Below are 19,203 nucleotides of genomic sequence, written 5' to 3'. Positions count from 1 at the left end.
AGGCCGAAGGCAGGGCGTCGGCGGGGTGGCGGCGGGTGGCGAAGTACGTCTCGAGCAGCGCGGCGCACTCGGTGGCCAGCACGCCGCCGTGGACTTCGGGGCGGTGGTTGAGCCGGCGGTCGCGCACGACGTCCCAGAGGGAGGACACGGCGCCGGTCTTGGGTTCCCACGCGCCGAAGACCAGGCGGGAGATGCGGGCGAGCACGAGGGCACCGGCGCACATCGTGCAGGGTTCCAACGTGACGGCGAGCGTGCAGCCCTCCAGGCGCCAGCCGTCGCCGTGGACGCGGGCGGCCGCGCGCAGGGCGAGGATTTCCGCGTGGGCGGTGGGGTCGCCGAGCTCGACGCGGGCGTTGCGGGCCGCGGCGAGAGGCCTTCCGTCAGGGCCGAACACCACGGCGCCGATGGGCACATCGGCGCCTGGACCGCGCGCGGCTTCGAGCGCCGCCTGCACGGCTTCGGTGTCGGCCGGGCGTCTCAGAGCTCGTCCAGCAGTTTCGAGAACTCGGCCGCGAAGCCGCAGCGCTGGGCGATCATCTGGAGCTGCTCGTCGGGGTAGAGATCCACCTCTCCGACGATAACTTCAAGCTCGCCGCCCGGCAGTCCGAGATCGGCGAGGATGTCGAGGTCGCCTTCGGGCCAGACGGCGTCGTCGTCCTCGTCGGGCGGGTCGACGCGCAGCACGTCGAGCACGTCCGCGGCGATGTCGTAGTCGAGCGCCGCCGCGGCGTCCGACAGCAGCAGCGACGGGCCTCGCGGGCTGGGCCGCACGATCACGAAGAACTCGTCGTCCACCGCCAGCAGCCCGAACGCCGCGCCGGTCGAGCGGAGTTTCCCCAGCTCGGTGATCGCCGCGTCGAGCTCCGTGAGCGCCGCGGGATCGAGCGCACTGCACCGCCACCGACCGTCTTCTCGGACCACTGCCATCGCGAAGCCCGTGACCGGCTCTTGCACCGCCATGCGCACACCGTATTCCGCCGCCGATGCGAGCGCACGCACGGTGCACCCGAAGCGTCCGTGGTGCCACTATCGAGCCATGACCGGACCCACCGACCTGCCGACTCTCCCGGACACCCGCTTCAACGGGCTGCTCGACGCCGCGCGGGAGCTGCAGGACCGCACCGTCGCGTTGCGCCGCGCCCTGCACCGCCGTCCGGAGCAGGGGCTCCAGCTGCCGCGGACGCAGGAAGCGATCCGTTCGGCCCTGGCCGACCTGCCGCTTTCCGTGACCGAAGGCCGCGCCACGACGTCGCTCACCGCCGTGCTGCGCGGCGCGCGCCCGGGCCCGGCCGTGCTGCTGCGCGGGGACATGGACGCGCTGCCGCTGCACGAGGACACCGGCCTCGAGTTCTCGTCCGAGGTCGACGACTCCATGCACGCCTGCGGGCACGACACCCACGTCGCCATGCTCGCCTCCGCCGCCCGCCTGCTGGCCTCGCGCGTGGATTCGCTGGCCGGCTCCGTGGTCTTCATGTTCCAGCCCGGCGAGGAGGGCCACCACGGCGCGCGCTTCATGATCCACGAGGGCGTGCTCGACGCCGCCGGCCCGCGCGTCTCGCGCGCTTTCGGCCTCCACGCCATGGCCAACGTGCGCACCGGCCTCCTCCAGGTCCGCGGCGGCGCGATGATGGCGTCCGCCGACACCTTCCGCGTCGAGGTCACCGGCCGCGGCGGCCACGGGTCCGCCCCGCAGGAAGCCATCGACCCCGTCCCCGCGGCGGCCGCGATGGTCGGCGCCCTGCAGACGATGGTCACCCGCCGCGTCGGCGTCTTCGACCCCGCCGTGATCTCCGTGACCCGCATCGAAGCCGGCACGACCACCAACATCATCCCCGAGACGGCCGTGCTCGAAGGGACCATCCGCACCCTGTCGGAAGCCACGCGCGCCGTCGTCCGCACCGAGTTGCCTCGCGTCTGCGAGTCCATCGGCGCGGCCCACGGCTGCCGCGTCCTGGCCGACATCGAGCCGGGCTACCCGCCCACCGTCAACGACCCCGAGGTGGCCGCCGAGGTCCTGGCCCTCGGCGCGACGGTGCTGGGCGGGGAGAACGTGCAGGAGATCCCCCACCCGATCATGGGGGCGGAGGACTTTTCGTATGTGCTGCAACGTGTTCCGGGGGCATTCGCGTTCCTCGGCGCCTGCCCACCAGGACTGCCTCCCTCGGACGCTCCGGCGAACCACTCGAACCGGGTGGTCTTCGACGAAGCCGCGATGCCTGCTGGGGTGGCGATGTATGCGGCGTTCGCGCTGAACACTTTGCGGGGCTGAGGGGCGCGCGGGGGACCATTCGCACGTTTCGCCAGGCGAACGGAGCGCTGGTGCCGCTTCATGAGCGCGAACGGTCCCCTCGCACCGTCGGCTGGCGGCGCGAGTGGACCGCTCGCGCCGCTGACGCAATCACGAAACGACCGCTCGCCCCGCAACTGCGACACGAGCAGTCCCCTCGTGCAGCCAGGACAGCACGAGCGGTCCAGTCGCATCGCGCTCGGCGCGCGAACGGACCGGTCGCACCCGCAAGCCGCGCACGAAAGATCCCCGCACAGCCAGGACGGTGTGGGTGGACCACTCGCGGCGGCGTGGCGAGCACGAAACGACCACCACTCGCCCCGCTATCGCGGACACGAGCGGTCCCTTCGCTCGCACTCGGCGCGCCGTGACAGGTCCGCTGGCGCTCAAACGGCGGCGCGAAAGGTCCTCTCGTATCGCAGTCGGACCCTCAAGCCGAGCACGAACGGTCCAGTCGCGTCGCGGTCGGTGCGCGAGTGGACCGGTCACCCCCTCAGGCTGTGCGCGAAAGGTCCAGTCGCGGCGCGATCAGTGCGCGAAAGGGCCGGTCGTGCCGGCGGGCGCGGCCAGAGGTCCAGTCGCGCGGGTGCGGCGCGCCGGGGGACCATTCGCCCAGCGAACGGTCCCCCCGCGCAGCCGGGTCAGGCCGTCCGGCTTGGTTGGCCGTTCTCCAGGTGGCCGGCGAAGCGCCGGTGCCACTCCGGGTGGCCGACGAGGGACAGGCGCAGGTCGTACCAGCCGGAATTGTCGGCGAGAGCGTCGACGGAAAGTGTGTGCGAACCGTGCGGGCCCACGACAAAACCGGGGCGGCCCTTGACCGTCAAAGTCGCCGACCGGGACAGCGAATTCGTCACCTTCACCACAAAAACCGGGTGCGCCGCCGACCCCGAAATGGCGGCCGAGACCTCCACCCCGGCCGTTGAAGAATCGCCGGAAGCTTCCACGACAAATCCATTCGGCCCGTGGACAGCAACGTCATAAGAACCAGAAAACGCAATCTTCCCAGCAGCCGAACCACCACCGGAAACGTCGAACCGCTGCGAAACCCCACCCGCGTGATAAGCGTAAGAAGCCAGCTGCAAACCAGCCGCCCCGTGGTTCGACGCCTGCAGAGCCAGCGACCCCGCGCCCACCGAAACAGAAGCCACCGGCTGATACGGCAACGCCCGCGCCGGAGCCGTGCCGCGTTCCTGTTCCGGCATCGACTGCTGGCCCGTCAGCGGGGGCGCCGGCTTGGGCAGCTTCGTCTGCGTCCGGTCCGCCTCGGCGCGCAACGCCGTGGCGTCCGGCAGCACGGGAATCGAAACGTCCTTGCGCGAGAAGTCGAAGCAGCTCGTCAGGTCACCGCAGATCTCGCGGCGCCACGCGGAGATGTTGGGCTCGCGCACCCCCGTCCACGTCTCCAGGAACCGCAGCACGGACGTGTGGTCGAACACCTGCGAGTTCACGAACCCACCGCGGCTCCACGGCGAGATCACCGTCATCGGCACGCGCGGCCCGAGGCCGATCGGCGCCAGCGCGCCCGTGCCGACGCCGCCGGGGCCCGACGGCTGGTTCACCGGCAGCAGCTCACCCGGCGTCCCGGCCGGGGCGCACGGCGGCACGACGTGGTCGAAGAACCCGTCGTTCTCGTCGTAGTTGATCAGGACCACAGTGGACTCCCACAGCTTCGGGTTGTCCCACAAGGCCTTCAGCACGCGCTGGGTGTAAGCCGCACCGTCGACGGGCCGCGCGGCCGGGTGTTCGCAGTACGCGTAGGGCGCCACCACCCACGACACCGCCGGCAACGTGCCCGCCTTGCAGTCCGCCACGAACTGCTGCAGCACGTGGTCGACGTTCTTGCCCTGCCCCGAATCCGCCTTCCACTGCGCGCGCAGGCTGGCCCGCTCGGCGAGCTGGCGCTTCTTCGGGTCCGACGACGCCAGCGCGTCGTGGTACTGCTGGAACAGCCACAGTGGATTGTCGCCGTAGTCGCCGACGTAGCCGTCCGCGCCGTCGCCGACCTCGTCGTTCGCGTAGACCTGCCAGGAGATGCCGGCGGCCTGCAGGCGTTCGGGGTAGGTCGTCCAGCGGTAGACGGGCTTGTAGTCGTCCGGGTTCCACGTCGCGGGGCCGCCGAGCTCGCCGTCCGGGTCGATCATGCCCGTCCAGTGGTAGAGGCGGTTGGGCGTGGTCGGGCCCTGCAGCGAGCAGAAGTAGTTGTCGCACAAGGTGAACGCGCTCGCGAGCGCCCGGTGGAACGGCAGGTCGTCGCGGTTGAAGTAGCTCATGGTCATCTCGGTCTTGGCCGGGACCCACGCGTCGTAGGCGCCGTTGGCCCACGCCTGGTGCGTCGTGGCCCAGTCGTGCGCGAGGTCGCCGAGGTCCTGGCCGTCGACGAGCGCGGTGTCGACGTGGAACGGCAGCAGCCGGCCGCCGTCGGTGCGCTGGGCGTCGGGCTGGCGGAACACGTCGCGCACGGCCGCGGTGTCGCCGAAGCCGCGGACGCCGGCCGTCGTGCCGTAGTAGTGGTCGAACGACCGGTTCTCCTGCATGAGCACCACGACGTGCTCGACGTCGTCGAGGCTGCCGCGCCGCCGGGGGCCCGCGGCCGCCTCGGCGAACGCGCCGCCGAGACCCGCCGCCGCGCCTGCCATGCCGGCCGCCGCCGCGCCGCCGAGCACCGAGCGACGGCTCAGCCGCCCTTCCGCCTACCCCATCCGTACCTCCTCGTCCGGAATGTGCGTGACGGAGATCCACATCACGCGCGGCAAGCAGCCTTCCCCAGGTCACGGCGCGCGACAAGCAGCCGAATGTGAACCGCGGCTGAACACGGTGGCAATTAAACAACAGTGTTGATTTAATATCGGACATGACGACCGAAACCGAGCTCATCCAGGAGCTCCTCGAACAGGAGAGCCGGCTGGTGTTCCCCCGGTTCGACAACGAGACCGCCCTCGCGCTCGGCCAGCACCTGCTCGCCGCCGCGCGCGAACGCGCCCTGCCCGTCACCGTCTCCGTGCGCAGAAACGGACAGCGGTTGTTCCACGCCGCACTCCCGGGAACATCGGCCGACAACGACGCCTGGATCGATCGCAAGAGCCGCGTCGTCGACCGCTACGGGCACAGCTCGTTCCTCGTGGGCACGCAGTTCCGCGCGAAGGGCAGCAGCTTCGAGGCCGACTCCCGCCTCGACCCCGATCTCTACGCAGCCCACGGCGGCGTCTTCCCGGTGCTGGTCAAGGACGTCGGGCCGGTCGGCACGGTCGGCGTCTCGGGCCTGCCGCAGGCCGAGGACCACGCGTTCGTGGTCGAGCAGCTCGCGGCGTTCCTCGCCGGCTGAAAATCTCCGCACAAGAACTGGTAGCCCGCGCACAAGAAGTTGTCGATTCGGCGCATCCCTCGTTCGACGGTTCACCACAGACCCGACGAACGAGGGAGACGACCGATGGGCAAGCTGACCGTCACGGCGTTCCTGACCCTGGACGGCGTGGTGCGCGGACCGGGTCACGTCGACGCGCAGATGGACGCGGCCCTGGCCCGCTGGCAACGCCGAGCGTCGGCGTTCCTGCAGGTCAGGGACGTCGCCGACTACTGCCCGAGCTCCGGTGACCTGCCGCGGCACGTCGTCACCGGCGACCTCGCCACCGAGGTCCGACGGCTCAAGGCCCGCTACGACGGCGAGCTGCAGCTGCACGCCAGCGGCAGCCTCGTGGCCGAGCTCGACGACCTCGTCGACGAGTACCGCCTGCTCGTCTTCCCCGTCGTCCTCGGCGAAGGCCACCCGCTCTTCCCCGCCGGCGCCCACCCGCTCGCCCTGCGCCCGCTGTCCACCAGCGCGACGAGTACCGGCGTCGTCATCCAGGAGTACGCGGCCGCGGGCGCCCCGACGTTCGGGTCGATGGCATGACCACGCTCACCGCCACCACCTTCGTCTCCCTCGACGGCGTCGTGCAGGGCCCGGGCACGCCCACCGAGGACCCGCGGGGCGGCTTCGACCTCGGCGGCTGGCTCACGCCGTACTACGACGCGGTGATGGCCGAGTACACCGCCGACTGGTTCTCGCGCGCCGACGCATTCCTGCTCGGGCGCCGCACGTACGAGATCTTCGCGGGCTACTGGCCCACCGTCGGCGGCTCCGACCCGATCGCGGGACCGCTCAACTCACTGCCGAAGTACGTCGCCTCGCGCACGCTCACGCGTTCGTCGTGGCAGGGCACCGCGTTTCTGCGCGGCGACGTCGTGCGGGCGGTGACCGAGCTCAAGGCCGAGCCCGGACGCGAGCTGCAGGTGCACGGCAGCAGCGATCTGCTCCGGACGCTGCTGGCGGCCGGCCTGGTGGACGAGCACCGCGTGTGGGTGTTCCCGGTGGTGTTGGGAAAGGGACAACGGCTGTTCCCGCCGGGAACACCGCGGCAGTCACTGCGGCTCGTCGAACATCGCACGACGGGCAAGGGCGTCTCCGTGCAGGTCTACCGACCCGAAGATCAGGACGCCTGACCCAGCTCACCGTGCTACCCTCTGCGCCGACACATCATATATCAGATCGGACACACCAGTGGCGTTCGAAGTGCAGAAACGGCGGTTGGCGGGCGTCGTCGCGATCCCCGTGACGCCGTTCAACGGGAGCGGCGGAGTCGAGGCGGAGACGTACGGCCGGCTCGTCGAGCGGCTGGTGACCGGCGGCGTCGAGGTGGTCACGCCCAACGGCAACACCGGCGAGTTCTACGCACTCGACGAGCACGAGACCCGGCTGTGTGTCGAGGTCACGGTGAAGGCTGCGCGGGAGGCGAGCGTGCTGGCGGGCGTCGGGCACGACGTGCGCACGGCCGTGAAGGCGGCCCGGCACGCGCGCGACACCGGTGCCGACCTGGTGATGATCCACCAGCCGGTGCACCCGTACGTCTCGCGCGAGGGCTGGGTCGAGTACCACCGCGCGATCGCGTCGGCCGTGCCGGAGGTCGGCGTGGTGCTGTACGTGCGCAACCCGGAAATCGGCGGCGAAGAGCTCGCGCGCCTGGCCGACGCGGCGCCGAATGTGATCGGTGTGAAGTACGCGGTGTCAGATCCTGTGCGTTTTGCAACAGTTTCACGTGACGCCGGTCTCGAACGGTTCGTGTGGATCGCGGGGCTGGCCGAGCTTTCGGCGCCGGGCTATTTCGCCGTCGGCGCGCAGGGGTTCACGTCGGGGCTGGTGAACGTCGCGCCGCGCATCTCGCTCGACCTGTTCGCCCGGCTGCGCGAGCGCGATTTCCCCGGTGCCATGCGGTTGTGGGAACTGATCCGGCCGTTCGAACAGATGCGCGCGGCCGAGCACAACGCCAACAACGTGAGCGTCGTCAAGGACGCGTTGTCACAACTCGGCCTCTGCCGGCCCGACGTGCGCCCGCCGAGCCGGCTGCTGACCGCGGCCGAGCGCGAGCGGATTTTCGGCCTGCTCTCGTCGTGGGGACTTTCGTAAGGTTTCTCGACACCTGTGGGCAATTGCCTTTGCCAGCCAAGGGTGAGAAGGTGGGTGCAGGCTGCGGTGCCACCGCGGCCAGGCCCCAGCGCCCTTCTCCCGGACTGGACCCGGACCCGTCGTGGCCGGAAACCGTCGCTGGACAAGCGATTCGCCTGAACCAGAGCGGTGCTGGCATGACTTCGTCCTCAACTTTCGACACCACAGAACCGTCCACCGGAAGTGATTTCGCCGAACTTTCCCGGCTCGTCAAGGCGGCCGGCCTGCTGAAACGCCGCCGTATCGCCTACGGAATCCGCATCGGCCTCAACCTCGCCGCCTTCGCCGGCGGCTGGGTGGCGTTCGCGTTTCTCGGCGACTCCTGGTGGCAGCTTTTCCTCGCCGCGTTTTTCGCGATGATGTTCGCGCAGCTGGCCTTCATCGGCCACGACGCCGGCCACAAGCAGATCTTCTCCAGCCGCAAGGCCAACGACGCCACCGGACTCGTCCACGGTGGACTCACCGGGCTCAGCTACGGCTGGTGGATCGCCACCCACAACCGTCACCACGCCAACCCGAACCACGAGGACGAGGACCCGGACGTCGACATCGCCGCGCTCGCGTTCTCGCGGGCGCAGAGCCACGACAAGCGAGGTTTCCTGCGCTGGGTCGCGAAGTACCAGGCGTTCCTGTTCTTCCCGCTGCTGCTGCTCGAAGGCCTCAACTTGCACGTGGCGAGCGTTCGCGCGGTATGGGCAGGTGACATGCGCCGCCACAAACTCGAGTCGACGCTGCTGATCGGGCACCTGGTGGCGTACCTCGCCGCGGTGTTCATCGTGTTGTCACCCCTGACGGGTCTGGTGTTCATCGTCGTACACCAGTTCCTGTGGGGTTTGTACATGGGATGTTCGTTCGCTCCCAACCACAAGGGCATGGAAATGCTCACCACGGGCCACAAGCTCGACTTCCTGCGCAAGCAGGTGCTGACGTCGCGCAACATCCGCGGCGGCGTCGTCGTCGACTTCGCCCTCGGCGGCCTCAACTACCAGATCGAGCACCACCTCTTCCCGAGCATGGCCCGCGGAAACCTCAAGCACGCGCAGGTGATCGTGCGCGAGTTCTGCGCCCGCCACGGGATTTCCTACGCCCAGTGCGGCTGGGCGCGCTCCTACGGCTACGTGCTCGAACACCTCCACTCCGTCGGCGCTCCCCTGCGCGAGCGCACGCCGGAGCCGGCCACGTCATGACCGCCGCCGAACACGACACGCCGACCGAGGTCCGGCCCGAGACGTCCTGCCCCAGCTGCCCGCACCCGCTCGAGGACCACGACGTGATCGCCCGCAGGTACTGCGCCGCGACCGCCGCCGGCCACACCGAGCGCGGTTGCGTCTGCGGCGCCGCGAAAAAAGCCCAACACCGAGGACGATGATGACCGCCACTGCCCTGCCGCCGAGCCGTTACGAAACGCGGGTCGAGCGTGTGAAGAAGATCGTGCTGGACAACACCAAGCTCTCTGAGGAAAAGGCTCGTGAGCTGGCCGTGCAGATGGTGCACGCGCTGGACACGGTTCCGGAGAAGATGCGCTGACCTGACCCATCCCGGCGTCGGCACCGCGACGAGATCGCGGTGCCGCGCAGGGAGATCTCGTGCCCTGAGCGGGGTCAATCGATCAATGTTTGCGGGAAATCGAACAGCTCGAACACCGCCGGTGCGAATGTTGTCACTTCGGCGACATTGCCCCGGGCGATTCGCAACACGTTGAGCCCGAACGCCCGGAACTCGCCGTCGAGCCGGACGTAGGTCGCGAGCGCCGGGAGGCCGTTGGCTCGCGTTGCCAGCACGCGGAAAGCGACGGCGTCCGGCCCGCGCAGCGCCGGCGCCCAGCCTTCGAGCACGGTCTCCCGGCCCGCGTACCAAGTGGGCTCCGCGCCGACGTGCCCGCCGGCACCCGCGGCGTGACTGCAGCGGACGTCTTCGCGCAGCAGCGACGCGAAGGCCGCCTCGTCGTGATCCACCAGCGCCGCCATGTACCGGGCCACCACCGCGCGTTCCTCGTCGCTGCCCTCAGCCGACCACTCCGTTCGCCGCTCCGGCAGGTGCTCCTTCAGCGCCGCCCGCGCCTGCAGCACCGCGGTGTTGATCGACGCCGGGGTCGTCTCCAACGCGGCCGCCGTCTCGCGGGCCGACCAGCCGAGGACGTCACGCAGCACCACCGCCGCACGACGGCGTGGGGACAGGTGCTGGATCGCCGCGAGGAAGGCCAGCTCAACGGTCTCGCGCGCAACCACCTCGCCGAGCACGTCGTCGGGCACCGGCTGCAACCACGGCACGGCGACGTCCGGGCGCGGCGCCAGATCGGACCCGCCGGTCGCCGGCAGGTCCAGCACCGGCAGCTCACGCGGGTGCGCGGCGAGGTGATCCAGGCACGCGTTCGTCGCGATGCGGTACAGCCACGCGCGTAGGCTCGCTCGGCCGTCGTAGGTGCCGCGGCCACGCCACGCGCGCAGCAGCGTCTCCTGCACCAAGTCCTCGGCCTCGTCGTAAGAACCCAGCAGCCGGTAGCAGTGCACCCGCAGCTCGTGGCGGTGCGTCTCGGTTTCGGTCGCGAAGTCCGTCATCTCTTCAACCATGTCCCATGAGACGGGACGCGACGGGAAAAATCGACTCTTCGCAGGTCAAACGGAATGTGGCCGAAGTTACTCGCGTGTTAAGAACGTGTCAGCGCGGCCGAGCGGAGCGTCAGGGTGGTGTTCACGGTTGGGGCGAATCGAACACCGCCGCAGTGTGCTGACGGTGTCCGAATTCGCACATCGCCCGGAGGCCACCGTGACACTCAGCGAGCTCCTCCCCAGCCTCGGTTGTGAGGCCGCCGACCATCTCGAGCCGGGGCTCTGGCCGCGCAGCACCTGCCTCGGCGAAGGCGGTGAGCTGATCTTCGCGGGTGCTCCGGTGAGCCACCTGGCCAACCGGTTCGGGACCCCGGCGTACCTCATCGACGAGGCCCAGGTGCGCGACACCGCACGCGCCTACCGCCGCGCCCTGCCGGAGGCCGAAGTGGCCTTCGCGAGCAAGGCGCTGTGTACCCGCGCCGTGCTGCGCTGGGTGGCCGAGGAAGGCCTGTCGCTCGACACCTGTTCGGCGGGCGAGCTCGCCGTCGCGCGGTCCATCGGCTTCCCCGCCGAGCGGATCCTGTTGCACGGCAACGCGAAAACCCCCGAAGACCTCAAGGCCGCGCTGGAGTACGGCGTGCGCCGCATCGTCCTCGACTCGCTCGACGAGATCGAGCAGCTCGGCGCACTGGCCCACGGCGCGCAACAGGTCATGATCCGCGTGACGCCCGGCGTCTCCGGCGACACCCACGCGGCGATCACGACCGGCACCGAAGGCCAGAAGTTCGGCTTCTCGCTGCGCCCGGACGTCCGCGACAACGTGGACCGCGCCGTCGCCGCCGTGCTCGCGCAGCCCGGGCTCAGGCTGGTCGGGCTCCACTGCCACATCGGCTCGCAGGTCGCCCGCGTCGACCGCTACGAAGAGGCCGCGCGGCGCATGGTGGAGGTGCTGGTGCGCGTGCGCGACCAGTACGGCATCACCCTGCGCGAGCTGGACCTCGGCGGCGGCCACGCCGTGCCGTACCTCGACCGCGAAGCGAGCTTCGACCTCGACGGCTACGCCCGCCGGCTGCGGGTGGCGCTGGGGTACGAATGCTCGTCGCACGACTTTCCCTTTCCCCGCTTGACGATCGAGCCCGGTCGCGCGATCGTCGGCCCCGCCGGGATCACGGTGTACCGGGTGTGCGCGGTGAAGCGCGGCAGCCGCACGTTCGTCGCCGTCGACGGCGGCATGAGCGACAACGCGCGCCCCGCCCTGTACGGCGCCCGCTACACCGCGCGGCTCGTCGGACGGCACACCAAGGCCGCGCGCACGCCGATGACCGTGGTCGGCCGTCACTGCGAGTCGGGTGACGTGCTGGCCGACGACGTCTGCCTGCCCGACGACGTCCACGCCGGCGACCTGCTGGCCGTGCCGTGCACCGGCGCGTACCACCACTCGCTGGCGTCGAACTACAACCTCGTGGGCCGCCCGCCGCTCATCGGCGTGCGCGACGGCTTCGCGAAGCTGCTCGTGCCGCGCGAAACCGAAGAAGACCTGCTTCGGCGCTGCTGAGCCTTGCCGGTTGCTGGCCTAACCCCAGGTCAGCAACCGGTAGCGCAGCCCCGTCGACGACTCCAGCCACTCGCCGGTCGAGTCCGGCGGCCGGCCGACCTCGGGCGCGTACGTGTCGCCCTCGAAGTGCTCCTGGATCTCCGTGACCACGATCCGGTCCGCGAACGGCAGCGCCGCCCGGTACACGGCCTCGCCGCCCATCACCCACACGTCGCCGGACACCGCGGCGAACGCCTGCGCCAGGTCGGGGAACGTCTCCACGCCTTCCTGCGGCGTGCTCGACAGCACGAGGTTGCGCCGCCCCGGCAACGGCCGGAACCGCGGCGGCAGCGACTCCCACGTCCGGCGGCCCATGAGCACGGCCGCGCCCGTGGTCGTCTCGCGGAAGTGCTTCTGGTCCTCCGGCAGCCGCCACGGCAGCTCGTTGTCGCGGCCGATGACCCCGTTGGCGGCCTGCGCCCAGATCAGGCCGATCACACCGCCACCGGGGCCTTGATGCCGGGATGGGGGTCGTAGCCGTCGATCACGATGTCGTCGTAGGTGTAGTCGAACAGGCTGTCCGCCGGCTTCAGGCTCAGCGTCGGGAACTCCCGGGCCTCGCGCGAGAGCTGCGTGCGGACCTGGTCGACGTGGTTGTCGTAGATGTGGCAGTCGCCGCCGGTCCACACGAAATCGCCGACGCGCAGGCCGACCTGCTCGGCGATCATGTGGGTGAGCAGGGCGTAGCTGGCGATGTTGAACGGCACACCGAGGAACAGATCGGCGCTGCGCTGGTAGAGCTGGCAGGACAGCTCGCCGTCGGCGACGTAGAACTGGAAGAACGCGTGGCACGGCGGCAGCGCCATGCGCGGGATGTCGGCGACGTTCCACGCGGACACGATCATGCGCCGCGAGTCGGGGTTCTCCCGCAGCGTGGTCAGGAGCTCGGCGAGCTGGTCGACGTGGCCGCCGTCCGGGGTCGGCCACGAGCGCCACTGGACGCCGTAGACCGGGCCGAGGTCACCTTCGGCCGACGCCCACTCGTCCCAGATCGTGACGCCGTTGTCCTGCAGCCAGCGCACGTTGGAGTCGCCGCGCAGGAACCACAACAGCTCGTAGGCGATCGAGCGGAAGTGCACCTTTTTGGTCGTGACCAGCGGGAAGCCGTCGGCCAGCCGGTAGCGCAGCTGGTGCCCGAAGATCGACCGCGTGCCGGTGCCGGTGCGGTCCTGCTTGACCGCGCCTGCGTCGAGCACGTGGCGGAGCAGGTCTTCGTACTGTGTGTCCGGCATGCCCACCAGCCTAAATCAGGCCTCGATCGACTCGCCGTCACGCGGCACCGAACCGCGGGGCAGACTCCGGCCGGCGAAGAATTCACGGCACACCCGGCTCACGGCGAACATCAGCGGGATCCCGATCAGGATCGACACGACCCCGATCACCGCGACGCCGCCGATGCCGAAGACGGTGGTCTCACCTGCGTCCGGCTTCGCGTATTCGATCACCGCGAGCACCAGCACGGCCAGGAAGAACACCCCGCCGACGAACGGCAGCACCCCGCGCAGGAGGAAGTGGCGCAGGCTGGCCAGCAGCGTTTTGCGGAACACCCAGACGCACGCCAGCGCCGTCATCGTGTACTCGATCGCGATGGTGAGGCCGACGGCGTCGACCGAGTCCGAGAGCACGTTGTCGCTCCACACCGCGAGCAGCACGTAGAGCACGAGCGAGACGAGGCCGAACGTCCAGGTGGAGACCGACGGCGTCTGGTACTTCGGGTGCACGCGGCCGAAGACCTTGGGCAGCGCGCCGTGGCTGGCCATCGACAGCGTGGTGCGCGCGGCGGGCATGATCGTCGCCTGGCTGGTGGCGGCGCCGCTGGTGAGGACGGAGACGATGAGCAGCAGGCCCATCACCTTGCCGAGCCCGGAGTCACCGAACACCGCGCCGCCGAGGCCGGCCAGCACGTCTTCGGAGTTGGCCTCGTTACCCAGGCCGATGCCGCCCTCCCCGACGCCGGCGAACGCGAGCGCGGCGACCGTGACGAGCAGATAGTTGAGCACCAGCAGCACGGTCGAGAGCACGGCGGCGCGGCCGGGCGCGCGGCGCGGATCGGCCGACTCCTCGTTGACCGACAGCGAGCTTTCCCAGCCCCAGTAGATGAACACGGCCAGCAGCACCGCCGAGACCGCCGTGCCGAGGCCGACGCCGTTGGGCCACAGCCAGCTCCACTGCGGGTGGCTCGCCTGCGGCCCGGCGCTGCCGTCGTAGACGCGGACGAGGGCGACGATCGAGAAGACGACGAGCACGGCGAGCTCGATGCCCAGCAAGATCCACTGGGCGCGCGCGGACACCTCGATGCCGCGGTAACACAGGTAGCAGAGGGCGAGCAGCCACGCGCAGCCGATGGCGGTGGTCACGGCGCGGTTGTCCGCCAGGCTGTCGGCGCCCAGCAGGAGCAGCGTGTAGCGGCCGGTGAGCGCCGACTGGCTGCTCATGACCAGCAGCTGCGCGACCGTGACCACCCAGCCCGTCATCCAGCCCGCGCGGCTGCCGAACGCGCGCGTCGCCCAGGTGAAGTTGGTGCCGCAGTCGGGCTCGGCCGTGTTGAGCTCGCGGAACGCTACGGCCACGAAGAGGACGGGGATGAACGACAGCAGGATGAACGCGGCGGCCTTGAAGCCGGCGCCCGCGAGCACGATGAACCCGAGCGTCGCGGCGATCGAGTACGCCGGGGCCGTCGACGACATTCCGATCACCATCGCGGACACCATGCCCAGAGCCCCTGTCCGGAGTCCTTTGGCCGGCACGGAAGGGGCGGGGTGGGCGCCGAGCGCGACGGCTTCGGACATGGCCGGTCCTCCTTATGGGGGTGGGATTTGGTCGGAGCCGCTGCGTTTCGCTAGGCCTTCCGGGTCTTTCCGGGCCTCTCACGGCCGCCAGACGGTACCGGTTTGGAGCCCAGACCCGGCACCCCGTGTGCGCCGGCGCACATCCGCGCGCCGAAAACATCACCTCAACGGCGCCTTGACCACTGATTTCGGCGTCGCTGTCGACCCATCCGGCGAATCGCGTGAATCCCGAAACCGACTCCTGTTCGGGCGCGGGGGCAGATACGCTGCGCGCCTAAGGAATCACATGCCGAAACACAGGGAGGGACGGCATGGGTGACGGAAACCGTACGAAGGTCGAGGAGCAACGCACACCGAAGGCGTTGGACGGCACCGACAGAACCTTGATCGCCCTACTCCAGAGCGACGGTCGCGCCTCGTTCACCGCACTGGCCAAAGCAGTCGGACTCTCCGAGGGCGCCGTGCGCCAGCGCGTCCAACGCCTGCTTCGCGACGACATGATGCAGATAGTCGCCGTGACGGCCCCCGAAAACGTCGATCTGACCCGCCAGGCCATGATCGGCATCACCGTAAGCGGCGACCCGCGCGAGGTCGCCAACCGCCTGTCGGACCTTGCCGACGTCCACCAGGTCGTCCTCTGCGCCGGCCGCTTCGACCTCCTGGCCTCACTGATCTGCCGCGACGACGACCACCTGCTGGCCGTCCTGGGAGACCAGGTGCGCCCCATCCCCGGGGTGACCTCCACGGAGCTGTTCGTGTACCTGAAGCTGGCCAAGCAGAACTACGCGTGGGGCAACCTGACCGTCTGAGGTTGCCGGTGTTTCTCGGGTGAGGCCGGGTCCCCGCCTCATTTCCGGGCTGCTGGGCCGCTGTGCCAGGGGTTTTGGCGAGGCGCCGCTGACTGTCTCGCTTTCGCTGTGTGCGCGGCTGGTTTCCTTTGTTTGCAGCCCTTCCCCCTCACCACACACAGCCCTGCCCTCCCGGCATGCCGTGTGCGAACACCGCATCACCCGATCGACGCCACTCGGGGATGTGCTCGGCTACCCGATTTATTTCTCGTACGCCACCCGCGCGTTCGTCGTTGAGCGCCACACCACCCGGCGCGCCGGCGGACAACACCACCCACACTGCGCTCAGCGTCACCGCCCTCACCGGCCGCCGAGCGCACCCCCGGTCGTATCGGCTGCTACGTCCGCAGCCAGTGGCACACAGAGAACAACCTTCACGGCGTCCGCGCCATCACCCGGCGAACCGTCGCTTCGTCCGAGGCCGATCTGGCAGCTCCGAATTCCGCCACCTCGGCCCGCGCCAGGATCGTCGCCACTGAATGCCGCACACCACGCCAGCCCTGCGGATCCGGCGCACGAGACAGAAATTCACGCAGATCCGAGGGACCCCACACGCGGACCCACGACTTTGCCGGAACTCCCGCCCTCCCCAGGGGGCCATCCCCGTCCCAGCTTATCGCTCCATGGCCCCAAAAACGGGGGAAAACAAAATCTGTGGACAGGTTCTCCTTCGGGCAGGTGGGCTGTGGACAACTCGGGGCCGCCACGGCACCGGCACGGAAGCAGCCGAACGCCGGACACCAGATCTGATATCTGATGGCCGGCATCCACCACGCCGGCACCGAGCCGTCCTCCGAAACAACGTCACCGACCCTCGTCAAAGACCGAGCGGCACAACAACGTCGGGCCACCACTGCCCTCACACATAACGTCGATGGCTCACCCGACCACCACCCTCCGGCACCGCTCCGCGCAACACCGCCGGAAGGGGCCCGTCGTGGACGATGCCCAGCCGTTGCGTCGCGCGGGTGAGCGCGACGTACAGCTCCGCCGCCCCGCGGGAGCTCGCCGCGAGGATGCCGGCGGGGTCCACGACGAGCACCGCGTCGTACTCCAGGCCCTTGGTCGCCGACGGCGGCACCGTGCCCGCCACGCCCGGCGGCCCGATCACCACACTCGTGCCCTCGCGTGAAGCCTCCGAGTCGACAAAGGCAGAAATCGCCAAGTCGTACGAAGAAACCCGCCGCGACCACGGGGACACCCCGCACGAACGCACCGACTCCGGCGGCTGCACCCCCGGCGCGAACTCCGCCAGCAGCCGCGCTGCCACCGCCATGATCTCCGCCGGCGTCCGGTAGTTCACCGTGAGCGGTCGGAAAACCCACCGGTCCGCCACGTAGCGTGACAACACCTCCGCCCACGATCGCGCGCCGGCCGCCGAACGCCGTTGCGCCAGGTCGCCCACGATCGTGAACGACCGGCTGGGACAACGCCGCATGAGCACGCGCCAGTCCATTTCGGACAGTTCCTGCGCCTCGTCGACGACGACGTGCCCATACGTCCAGTCGCGGTCCGCCGCAGCGCGCTCGGCGAGTGCGCGGTTGTCGCGCTCTCGGTGACGCTCCGCGAGCGCGCGCTCGTCCAGCAGGTCGGCCGCGGTGAGCTGCTCCTCGTCGTCCATTGTCTCCTCGACCTCGAGGACGTCGAGCACACCGGCGGCGTAGTTCTCCTCGACGCGAGCGCGTCGCGCGGCGGCCCGCTCCACCGACCGGTCCTCGCCGAGCAGGTCGACGGCCTCGTCCAGCAGCGGCACGTCCGACACCGTCCACGCCGCGCCGCGCGCCCGGTACAGCGCGGGCGCCCCGCCGGCCGCCGCCACGCGGGCGCGCGACGAGTACAGCTGCGCGAGCAACCGGCGCGGCGTCAGCAACGGCCACAGCCAGTCGAGCGCCGACGCGAGCTGCTCGTGATCCGCCAGCTCCGCCAGCACCTCGGCGCGCAGCTCCGCCCGCATGCCGTCCGACGGCGACAGCCAGCCTTCCCCGATCCGATCCACCGCGCGCTCCGCCAGCCCCCGCCGGACGGCCTCGCGAAACACCGGCCGCGCCTCGTTGTGCGGCAGCCCGGTCGCGCGGGCCTCGTCGCGGGCCGCACGCGCGACGTCCGCGTCGAGCACCACCGGGCCGTCCGTCAGCTCGACCGGCACCGGCTCCGAAGGCAGCTCCTGCCGATCGGCGACGGCCGCGACCAGCACGTCGAGCATCGCCGGCGACCCCTTGATGCGCTGCAACTCGGGCTCGTCCTCGGCCGTCACATTCAGCCCGGGCACGAGGTCGCCCGGCGTCTGGAACACGACGTCGGTCTCACCCAGCGACGGCAGCACGCGGCTGATGTGGTCGAGGAACGCCGGGCTCGGCCCGACGACGAGCACGCCGCGCCGCTGCAACCGCTCGCGCTTCGTGTACAGCAGGTACGCGACGCGGTGCAGCGCGACGGCCGTTTTTCCCGTCCCCGGTCCGCCCTCGACCACGACGACGCCCGGGTGCCGCAGCCGGATGATCTCGTCCTGCTCGGCCTGGATCGTCGCGACGATGTCGCGCATCCCGTCGCCGCGGGGCGCGTTGACTGCGGCCAGCAGCGCGGCATCGCCCCTGGTCCCGCCGCTGTCGCCGAGGAATTCGTCGGTGAAATCGACCACGCGCTGTCCCCGCGTGCGGAACTGCCGGCGTCGTGCCATTCCTTCGGGTGACGCCGCGGTGGCGCAGTAGAACGCGCTCGCGACCGGCGCGCGCCAATCCACGAGCAGGGGTTCGTAGTCGTTGTCCTCGTCGAAAATGCCGAGCCGGCCCAGGTACGTCCGCTCTCCGGAAAGGGCGTCGAGACGGCCGAAGCACAATCCGTTGTACGCCACGTCGAGCTGCGCGACGGCCTTCGCGCGCTGGGCGGCCTGGACGTCACGCTCCCACAACAGGTGGCCAGGTTCCCGCAGTGCCTTGACATGCGCGCCGTTCGCCCGCTCCCGCTCGGCGGCGAGCCGATCGTAGAGCGACGCGACGTATGCGCGTTCCGCTTGCAATTCCTCGTCGTACCCCTGATTTGACAAGTTCCCTCACAGCGTTTATCCTGATATCAGGTTCGGCGTTCACCAGTGGTTTTGACGTGAGCGCCGATTTTTTATTGTCCAGGTCCTGTCAAGTCGGATCTTTCGGGCAGGAAAAAGCCGCCCCTTCGAGATTCCGGGCGCCTTTTCCGGGCTTTCAGCCGAGCAGGAAATCGCGGACGGGCAAGGCGCGCTCGACCACGCGCACGTCGCCCAGCAGGCCGTAGAAGCCCTGCTCCACCTTGCTGCCGTAGGCGTACGCGCCGACCAACCAGCCGCCGCCCGGGTTGGTCAGGCCGTTGGCGGGCGTCTTCGGGTTGCGCAGCAGCGGGCAACCGTCGACGAACATGGTGGAGTGCTTGCCGTCGTTGACCATGCTGCGGCGGCCATCCAGCGGGCAGGCCATAACTCGTCGGCCGGTTATCGCCGCCAGCCAATCGCCCGGTCAGCCCTGCTGGTCGCGCTTGGTCAGTGCCCGCCAGTCAGCTGCCCCGGTCAGCCCCGCCGGTCACGCCCGGTCAGCGCCGCCAGCCAATCGCCCGGTCAGCCCTGCTGGTCGCGCTTGGTCAGTGCCCGCCAGTCAGCTGCCCCGGTCAGCCCCGCCGGTCACGCCCGGT

General features: G+C 70.0%; 18 protein-coding genes and 1 pseudogene. 10 read left to right on the top strand and 9 right to left on the bottom strand.

Going from position 1 to position 19,203, the window contains the following annotated elements:
- Nucleotides 1-28: 28 nt before the first annotated feature.
- Together ACFY1H_RS04265 and ACFY1H_RS04260 are read right to left on the bottom strand one after the other, a co-directional pair.
- Nucleotides 29-454: pseudogene (locus tag ACFY1H_RS04265) on the bottom strand (nucleoside deaminase); the annotation flags it as partial.
- A 23-nt stretch (nucleotides 455-477) separates the two neighbouring features.
- On the bottom strand, nucleotides 478-960 hold the full coding sequence (locus ACFY1H_RS04260) for a tRNA adenosine deaminase-associated protein (protein WP_354864834.1): 483 nt from the start codon (nucleotides 958-960) through the stop codon (nucleotides 478-480).
- Between the two features lie 76 nt (nucleotides 961-1,036).
- Between ACFY1H_RS04260 and ACFY1H_RS04255 the strand changes: the two genes are divergently transcribed.
- Complete coding sequence (locus ACFY1H_RS04255) at nucleotides 1,037-2,269, top strand: M20 family metallopeptidase (protein WP_386944490.1); 1,233 nt, start codon at nucleotides 1,037-1,039, stop codon at nucleotides 2,267-2,269.
- Between the two features lie 659 nt (nucleotides 2,270-2,928).
- Here the strand turns inward: ACFY1H_RS04255 and ACFY1H_RS04250 are convergent.
- Complete coding sequence (locus ACFY1H_RS04250; protein ID WP_386944488.1) at nucleotides 2,929-4,950, bottom strand: phosphocholine-specific phospholipase C; 2,022 nt, start codon at nucleotides 4,948-4,950, stop codon at nucleotides 2,929-2,931.
- A 188-nt stretch (nucleotides 4,951-5,138) separates the two neighbouring features.
- On the opposite strand from ACFY1H_RS04250, the gene ACFY1H_RS04245 reads away from it, so the two are divergent.
- The 7 genes from ACFY1H_RS04245 to ACFY1H_RS04215 all read left to right on the top strand — a co-directional run bounded on the left by ACFY1H_RS04245 (nucleotide 5,139) and on the right by ACFY1H_RS04215 (nucleotide 9,293).
- Nucleotides 5,139-5,609: a heme-degrading domain-containing protein gene (locus ACFY1H_RS04245; RefSeq protein ID WP_366584083.1), complete on the top strand. Its 471-nt coding sequence runs from the start codon at nucleotides 5,139-5,141 to the stop codon at nucleotides 5,607-5,609.
- Between the two features lie 105 nt (nucleotides 5,610-5,714).
- Nucleotides 5,715-6,176, top strand: coding sequence for a dihydrofolate reductase family protein (locus ACFY1H_RS04240; protein ID WP_366584084.1), 462 nt, complete (start codon nucleotides 5,715-5,717; stop codon nucleotides 6,174-6,176).
- Nucleotides 6,173-6,766: a dihydrofolate reductase family protein gene (locus tag ACFY1H_RS04235; RefSeq protein ID WP_366584085.1), complete on the top strand. Its 594-nt coding sequence runs from the start codon at nucleotides 6,173-6,175 to the stop codon at nucleotides 6,764-6,766. The genes ACFY1H_RS04240 and ACFY1H_RS04235 overlap by 4 nt, the downstream gene beginning before the upstream one ends.
- A gap of 58 nt (nucleotides 6,767-6,824) precedes the next feature.
- Nucleotides 6,825-7,727: a dihydrodipicolinate synthase family protein gene (locus ACFY1H_RS04230; protein WP_386944485.1), complete on the top strand. Its 903-nt coding sequence runs from the start codon at nucleotides 6,825-6,827 to the stop codon at nucleotides 7,725-7,727.
- A 176-nt stretch (nucleotides 7,728-7,903) separates the two neighbouring features.
- Entirely contained in the window at nucleotides 7,904-8,953 is a 1,050-nt protein-coding gene (locus tag ACFY1H_RS04225; protein WP_366584087.1) for an acyl-CoA desaturase, read from the top strand.
- Nucleotides 8,950-9,135: an RGCVC family protein gene (locus ACFY1H_RS04220; RefSeq protein ID WP_386944483.1), complete on the top strand. Its 186-nt coding sequence runs from the start codon at nucleotides 8,950-8,952 to the stop codon at nucleotides 9,133-9,135. The genes ACFY1H_RS04225 and ACFY1H_RS04220 overlap by 4 nt, the downstream gene beginning before the upstream one ends.
- Nucleotides 9,135-9,293 (top strand): DUF6307 family protein, encoded by a 159-nt coding sequence (locus tag ACFY1H_RS04215; RefSeq protein WP_366584089.1) that lies wholly within the window; start codon nucleotides 9,135-9,137, stop codon nucleotides 9,291-9,293. Before ACFY1H_RS04220 ends, ACFY1H_RS04215 begins: the two co-directional genes overlap by 1 nt.
- Nucleotides 9,294-9,367: 74 nt before the next feature.
- Here ACFY1H_RS04215 and ACFY1H_RS04210 read toward each other — a convergent pair whose 3' ends face one another.
- Entirely contained in the window at nucleotides 9,368-10,324 is a 957-nt protein-coding gene (locus ACFY1H_RS04210) for an RNA polymerase subunit sigma-70 (RefSeq protein WP_386944481.1), read from the bottom strand.
- A 208-nt stretch (nucleotides 10,325-10,532) separates the two neighbouring features.
- On the opposite strand from ACFY1H_RS04210, the gene lysA reads away from it, so the two are divergent.
- Nucleotides 10,533-11,870: a diaminopimelate decarboxylase gene (gene lysA / locus ACFY1H_RS04205; protein ID WP_386944479.1), complete on the top strand. Its 1,338-nt coding sequence runs from the start codon at nucleotides 10,533-10,535 to the stop codon at nucleotides 11,868-11,870.
- An 18-nt stretch (nucleotides 11,871-11,888) separates the two neighbouring features.
- Here the strand turns inward: lysA and ACFY1H_RS04200 are convergent, their stop codons facing one another.
- From ACFY1H_RS04200 to ACFY1H_RS04190, 3 genes are read right to left on the bottom strand one after another with little or no spacing between them, the layout of a single operon-like run.
- Entirely contained in the window at nucleotides 11,889-12,347 is a 459-nt protein-coding gene (locus ACFY1H_RS04200; RefSeq protein WP_366589734.1) for a dihydrofolate reductase, read from the bottom strand.
- Nucleotides 12,344-13,141 carry a thymidylate synthase gene (locus ACFY1H_RS04195; protein ID WP_386944477.1) on the bottom strand — a complete coding sequence of 266 codons (798 nt, stop codon included), beginning with the start codon at nucleotides 13,139-13,141 and terminating at the stop codon, nucleotides 12,344-12,346. Before ACFY1H_RS04195 ends, ACFY1H_RS04200 begins: the two co-directional genes overlap by 4 nt.
- A gap of 15 nt (nucleotides 13,142-13,156) precedes the next feature.
- Nucleotides 13,157-14,698, bottom strand: coding sequence for an APC family permease (locus ACFY1H_RS04190; RefSeq protein ID WP_386944475.1), 1,542 nt, complete (start codon nucleotides 14,696-14,698; stop codon nucleotides 13,157-13,159).
- A gap of 311 nt (nucleotides 14,699-15,009) precedes the next feature.
- On the opposite strand from ACFY1H_RS04190, the gene ACFY1H_RS04185 reads away from it, so the two are divergent.
- Entirely contained in the window at nucleotides 15,010-15,507 is a 498-nt protein-coding gene (locus ACFY1H_RS04185) for an Lrp/AsnC family transcriptional regulator (protein WP_366589742.1), read from the top strand.
- Nucleotides 15,508-16,405: 898 nt separating this feature from the next.
- Here the strand turns inward: ACFY1H_RS04185 and helR are convergent.
- Entirely contained in the window at nucleotides 16,406-18,589 is a 2,184-nt protein-coding gene (gene helR, locus ACFY1H_RS04180) for an RNA polymerase recycling motor ATPase HelR (protein ID WP_386944473.1), read from the bottom strand.
- 154 nt (nucleotides 18,590-18,743) lie between these two features.
- On the bottom strand, nucleotides 18,744-18,992 hold the full coding sequence (locus tag ACFY1H_RS04175) for a hypothetical protein (protein WP_386944471.1): 249 nt from the start codon (nucleotides 18,990-18,992) through the stop codon (nucleotides 18,744-18,746).
- Nucleotides 18,993-19,203 lie beyond the last annotated feature (211 nt).

This window comes from Amycolatopsis sp. NPDC001319 (assembly GCF_042896185.1).
GTDB lineage: Bacteria > Actinomycetota > Actinomycetes > Mycobacteriales > Pseudonocardiaceae > Amycolatopsis.
This window is presented reverse-complemented; position numbering and strand designations above follow the sequence as displayed.

Excerpts from the sequence above, each read along its gene's own strand:
- ACFY1H_RS04260 (WP_354864834.1), bottom strand. The coding sequence starts at position 960 with ATGGCGGTGCAAGAGCCGGTCACGGGCTTCGCGATGGCAGTGGTCCGA.
- ACFY1H_RS04255 (WP_386944490.1), top strand. The coding sequence starts at position 1,037 with ATGACCGGACCCACCGACCTGCCGACTCTCCCGGACACCCGCTTCAAC.
- ACFY1H_RS04245 (WP_366584083.1), top strand. The coding sequence starts at position 5,139 with ATGACGACCGAAACCGAGCTCATCCAGGAGCTCCTCGAACAGGAGAGC.
- ACFY1H_RS04240 (WP_366584084.1), top strand. The coding sequence starts at position 5,715 with ATGGGCAAGCTGACCGTCACGGCGTTCCTGACCCTGGACGGCGTGGTG.
- ACFY1H_RS04235 (WP_366584085.1), top strand. The coding sequence starts at position 6,173 with ATGACCACGCTCACCGCCACCACCTTCGTCTCCCTCGACGGCGTCGTG.
- ACFY1H_RS04225 (WP_366584087.1), top strand. The coding sequence starts at position 7,904 with ATGACTTCGTCCTCAACTTTCGACACCACAGAACCGTCCACCGGAAGT.
- ACFY1H_RS04220 (WP_386944483.1), top strand. The coding sequence starts at position 8,950 with ATGACCGCCGCCGAACACGACACGCCGACCGAGGTCCGGCCCGAGACG.
- ACFY1H_RS04215 (WP_366584089.1), top strand. The coding sequence starts at position 9,135 with ATGACCGCCACTGCCCTGCCGCCGAGCCGTTACGAAACGCGGGTCGAG.
- ACFY1H_RS04210 (WP_386944481.1), bottom strand. The coding sequence starts at position 10,324 with ATGACGGACTTCGCGACCGAAACCGAGACGCACCGCCACGAGCTGCGG.
- ACFY1H_RS04195 (WP_386944477.1), bottom strand. The coding sequence starts at position 13,141 with ATGCCGGACACACAGTACGAAGACCTGCTCCGCCACGTGCTCGACGCA.
- ACFY1H_RS04190 (WP_386944475.1), bottom strand. The coding sequence starts at position 14,698 with ATGTCCGAAGCCGTCGCGCTCGGCGCCCACCCCGCCCCTTCCGTGCCG.
- ACFY1H_RS04185 (WP_366589742.1), top strand. The coding sequence starts at position 15,010 with ATGGGTGACGGAAACCGTACGAAGGTCGAGGAGCAACGCACACCGAAG.
- ACFY1H_RS04175 (WP_386944471.1), bottom strand. The coding sequence starts at position 18,992 with ATGGCCTGCCCGCTGGATGGCCGCCGCAGCATGGTCAACGACGGCAAG.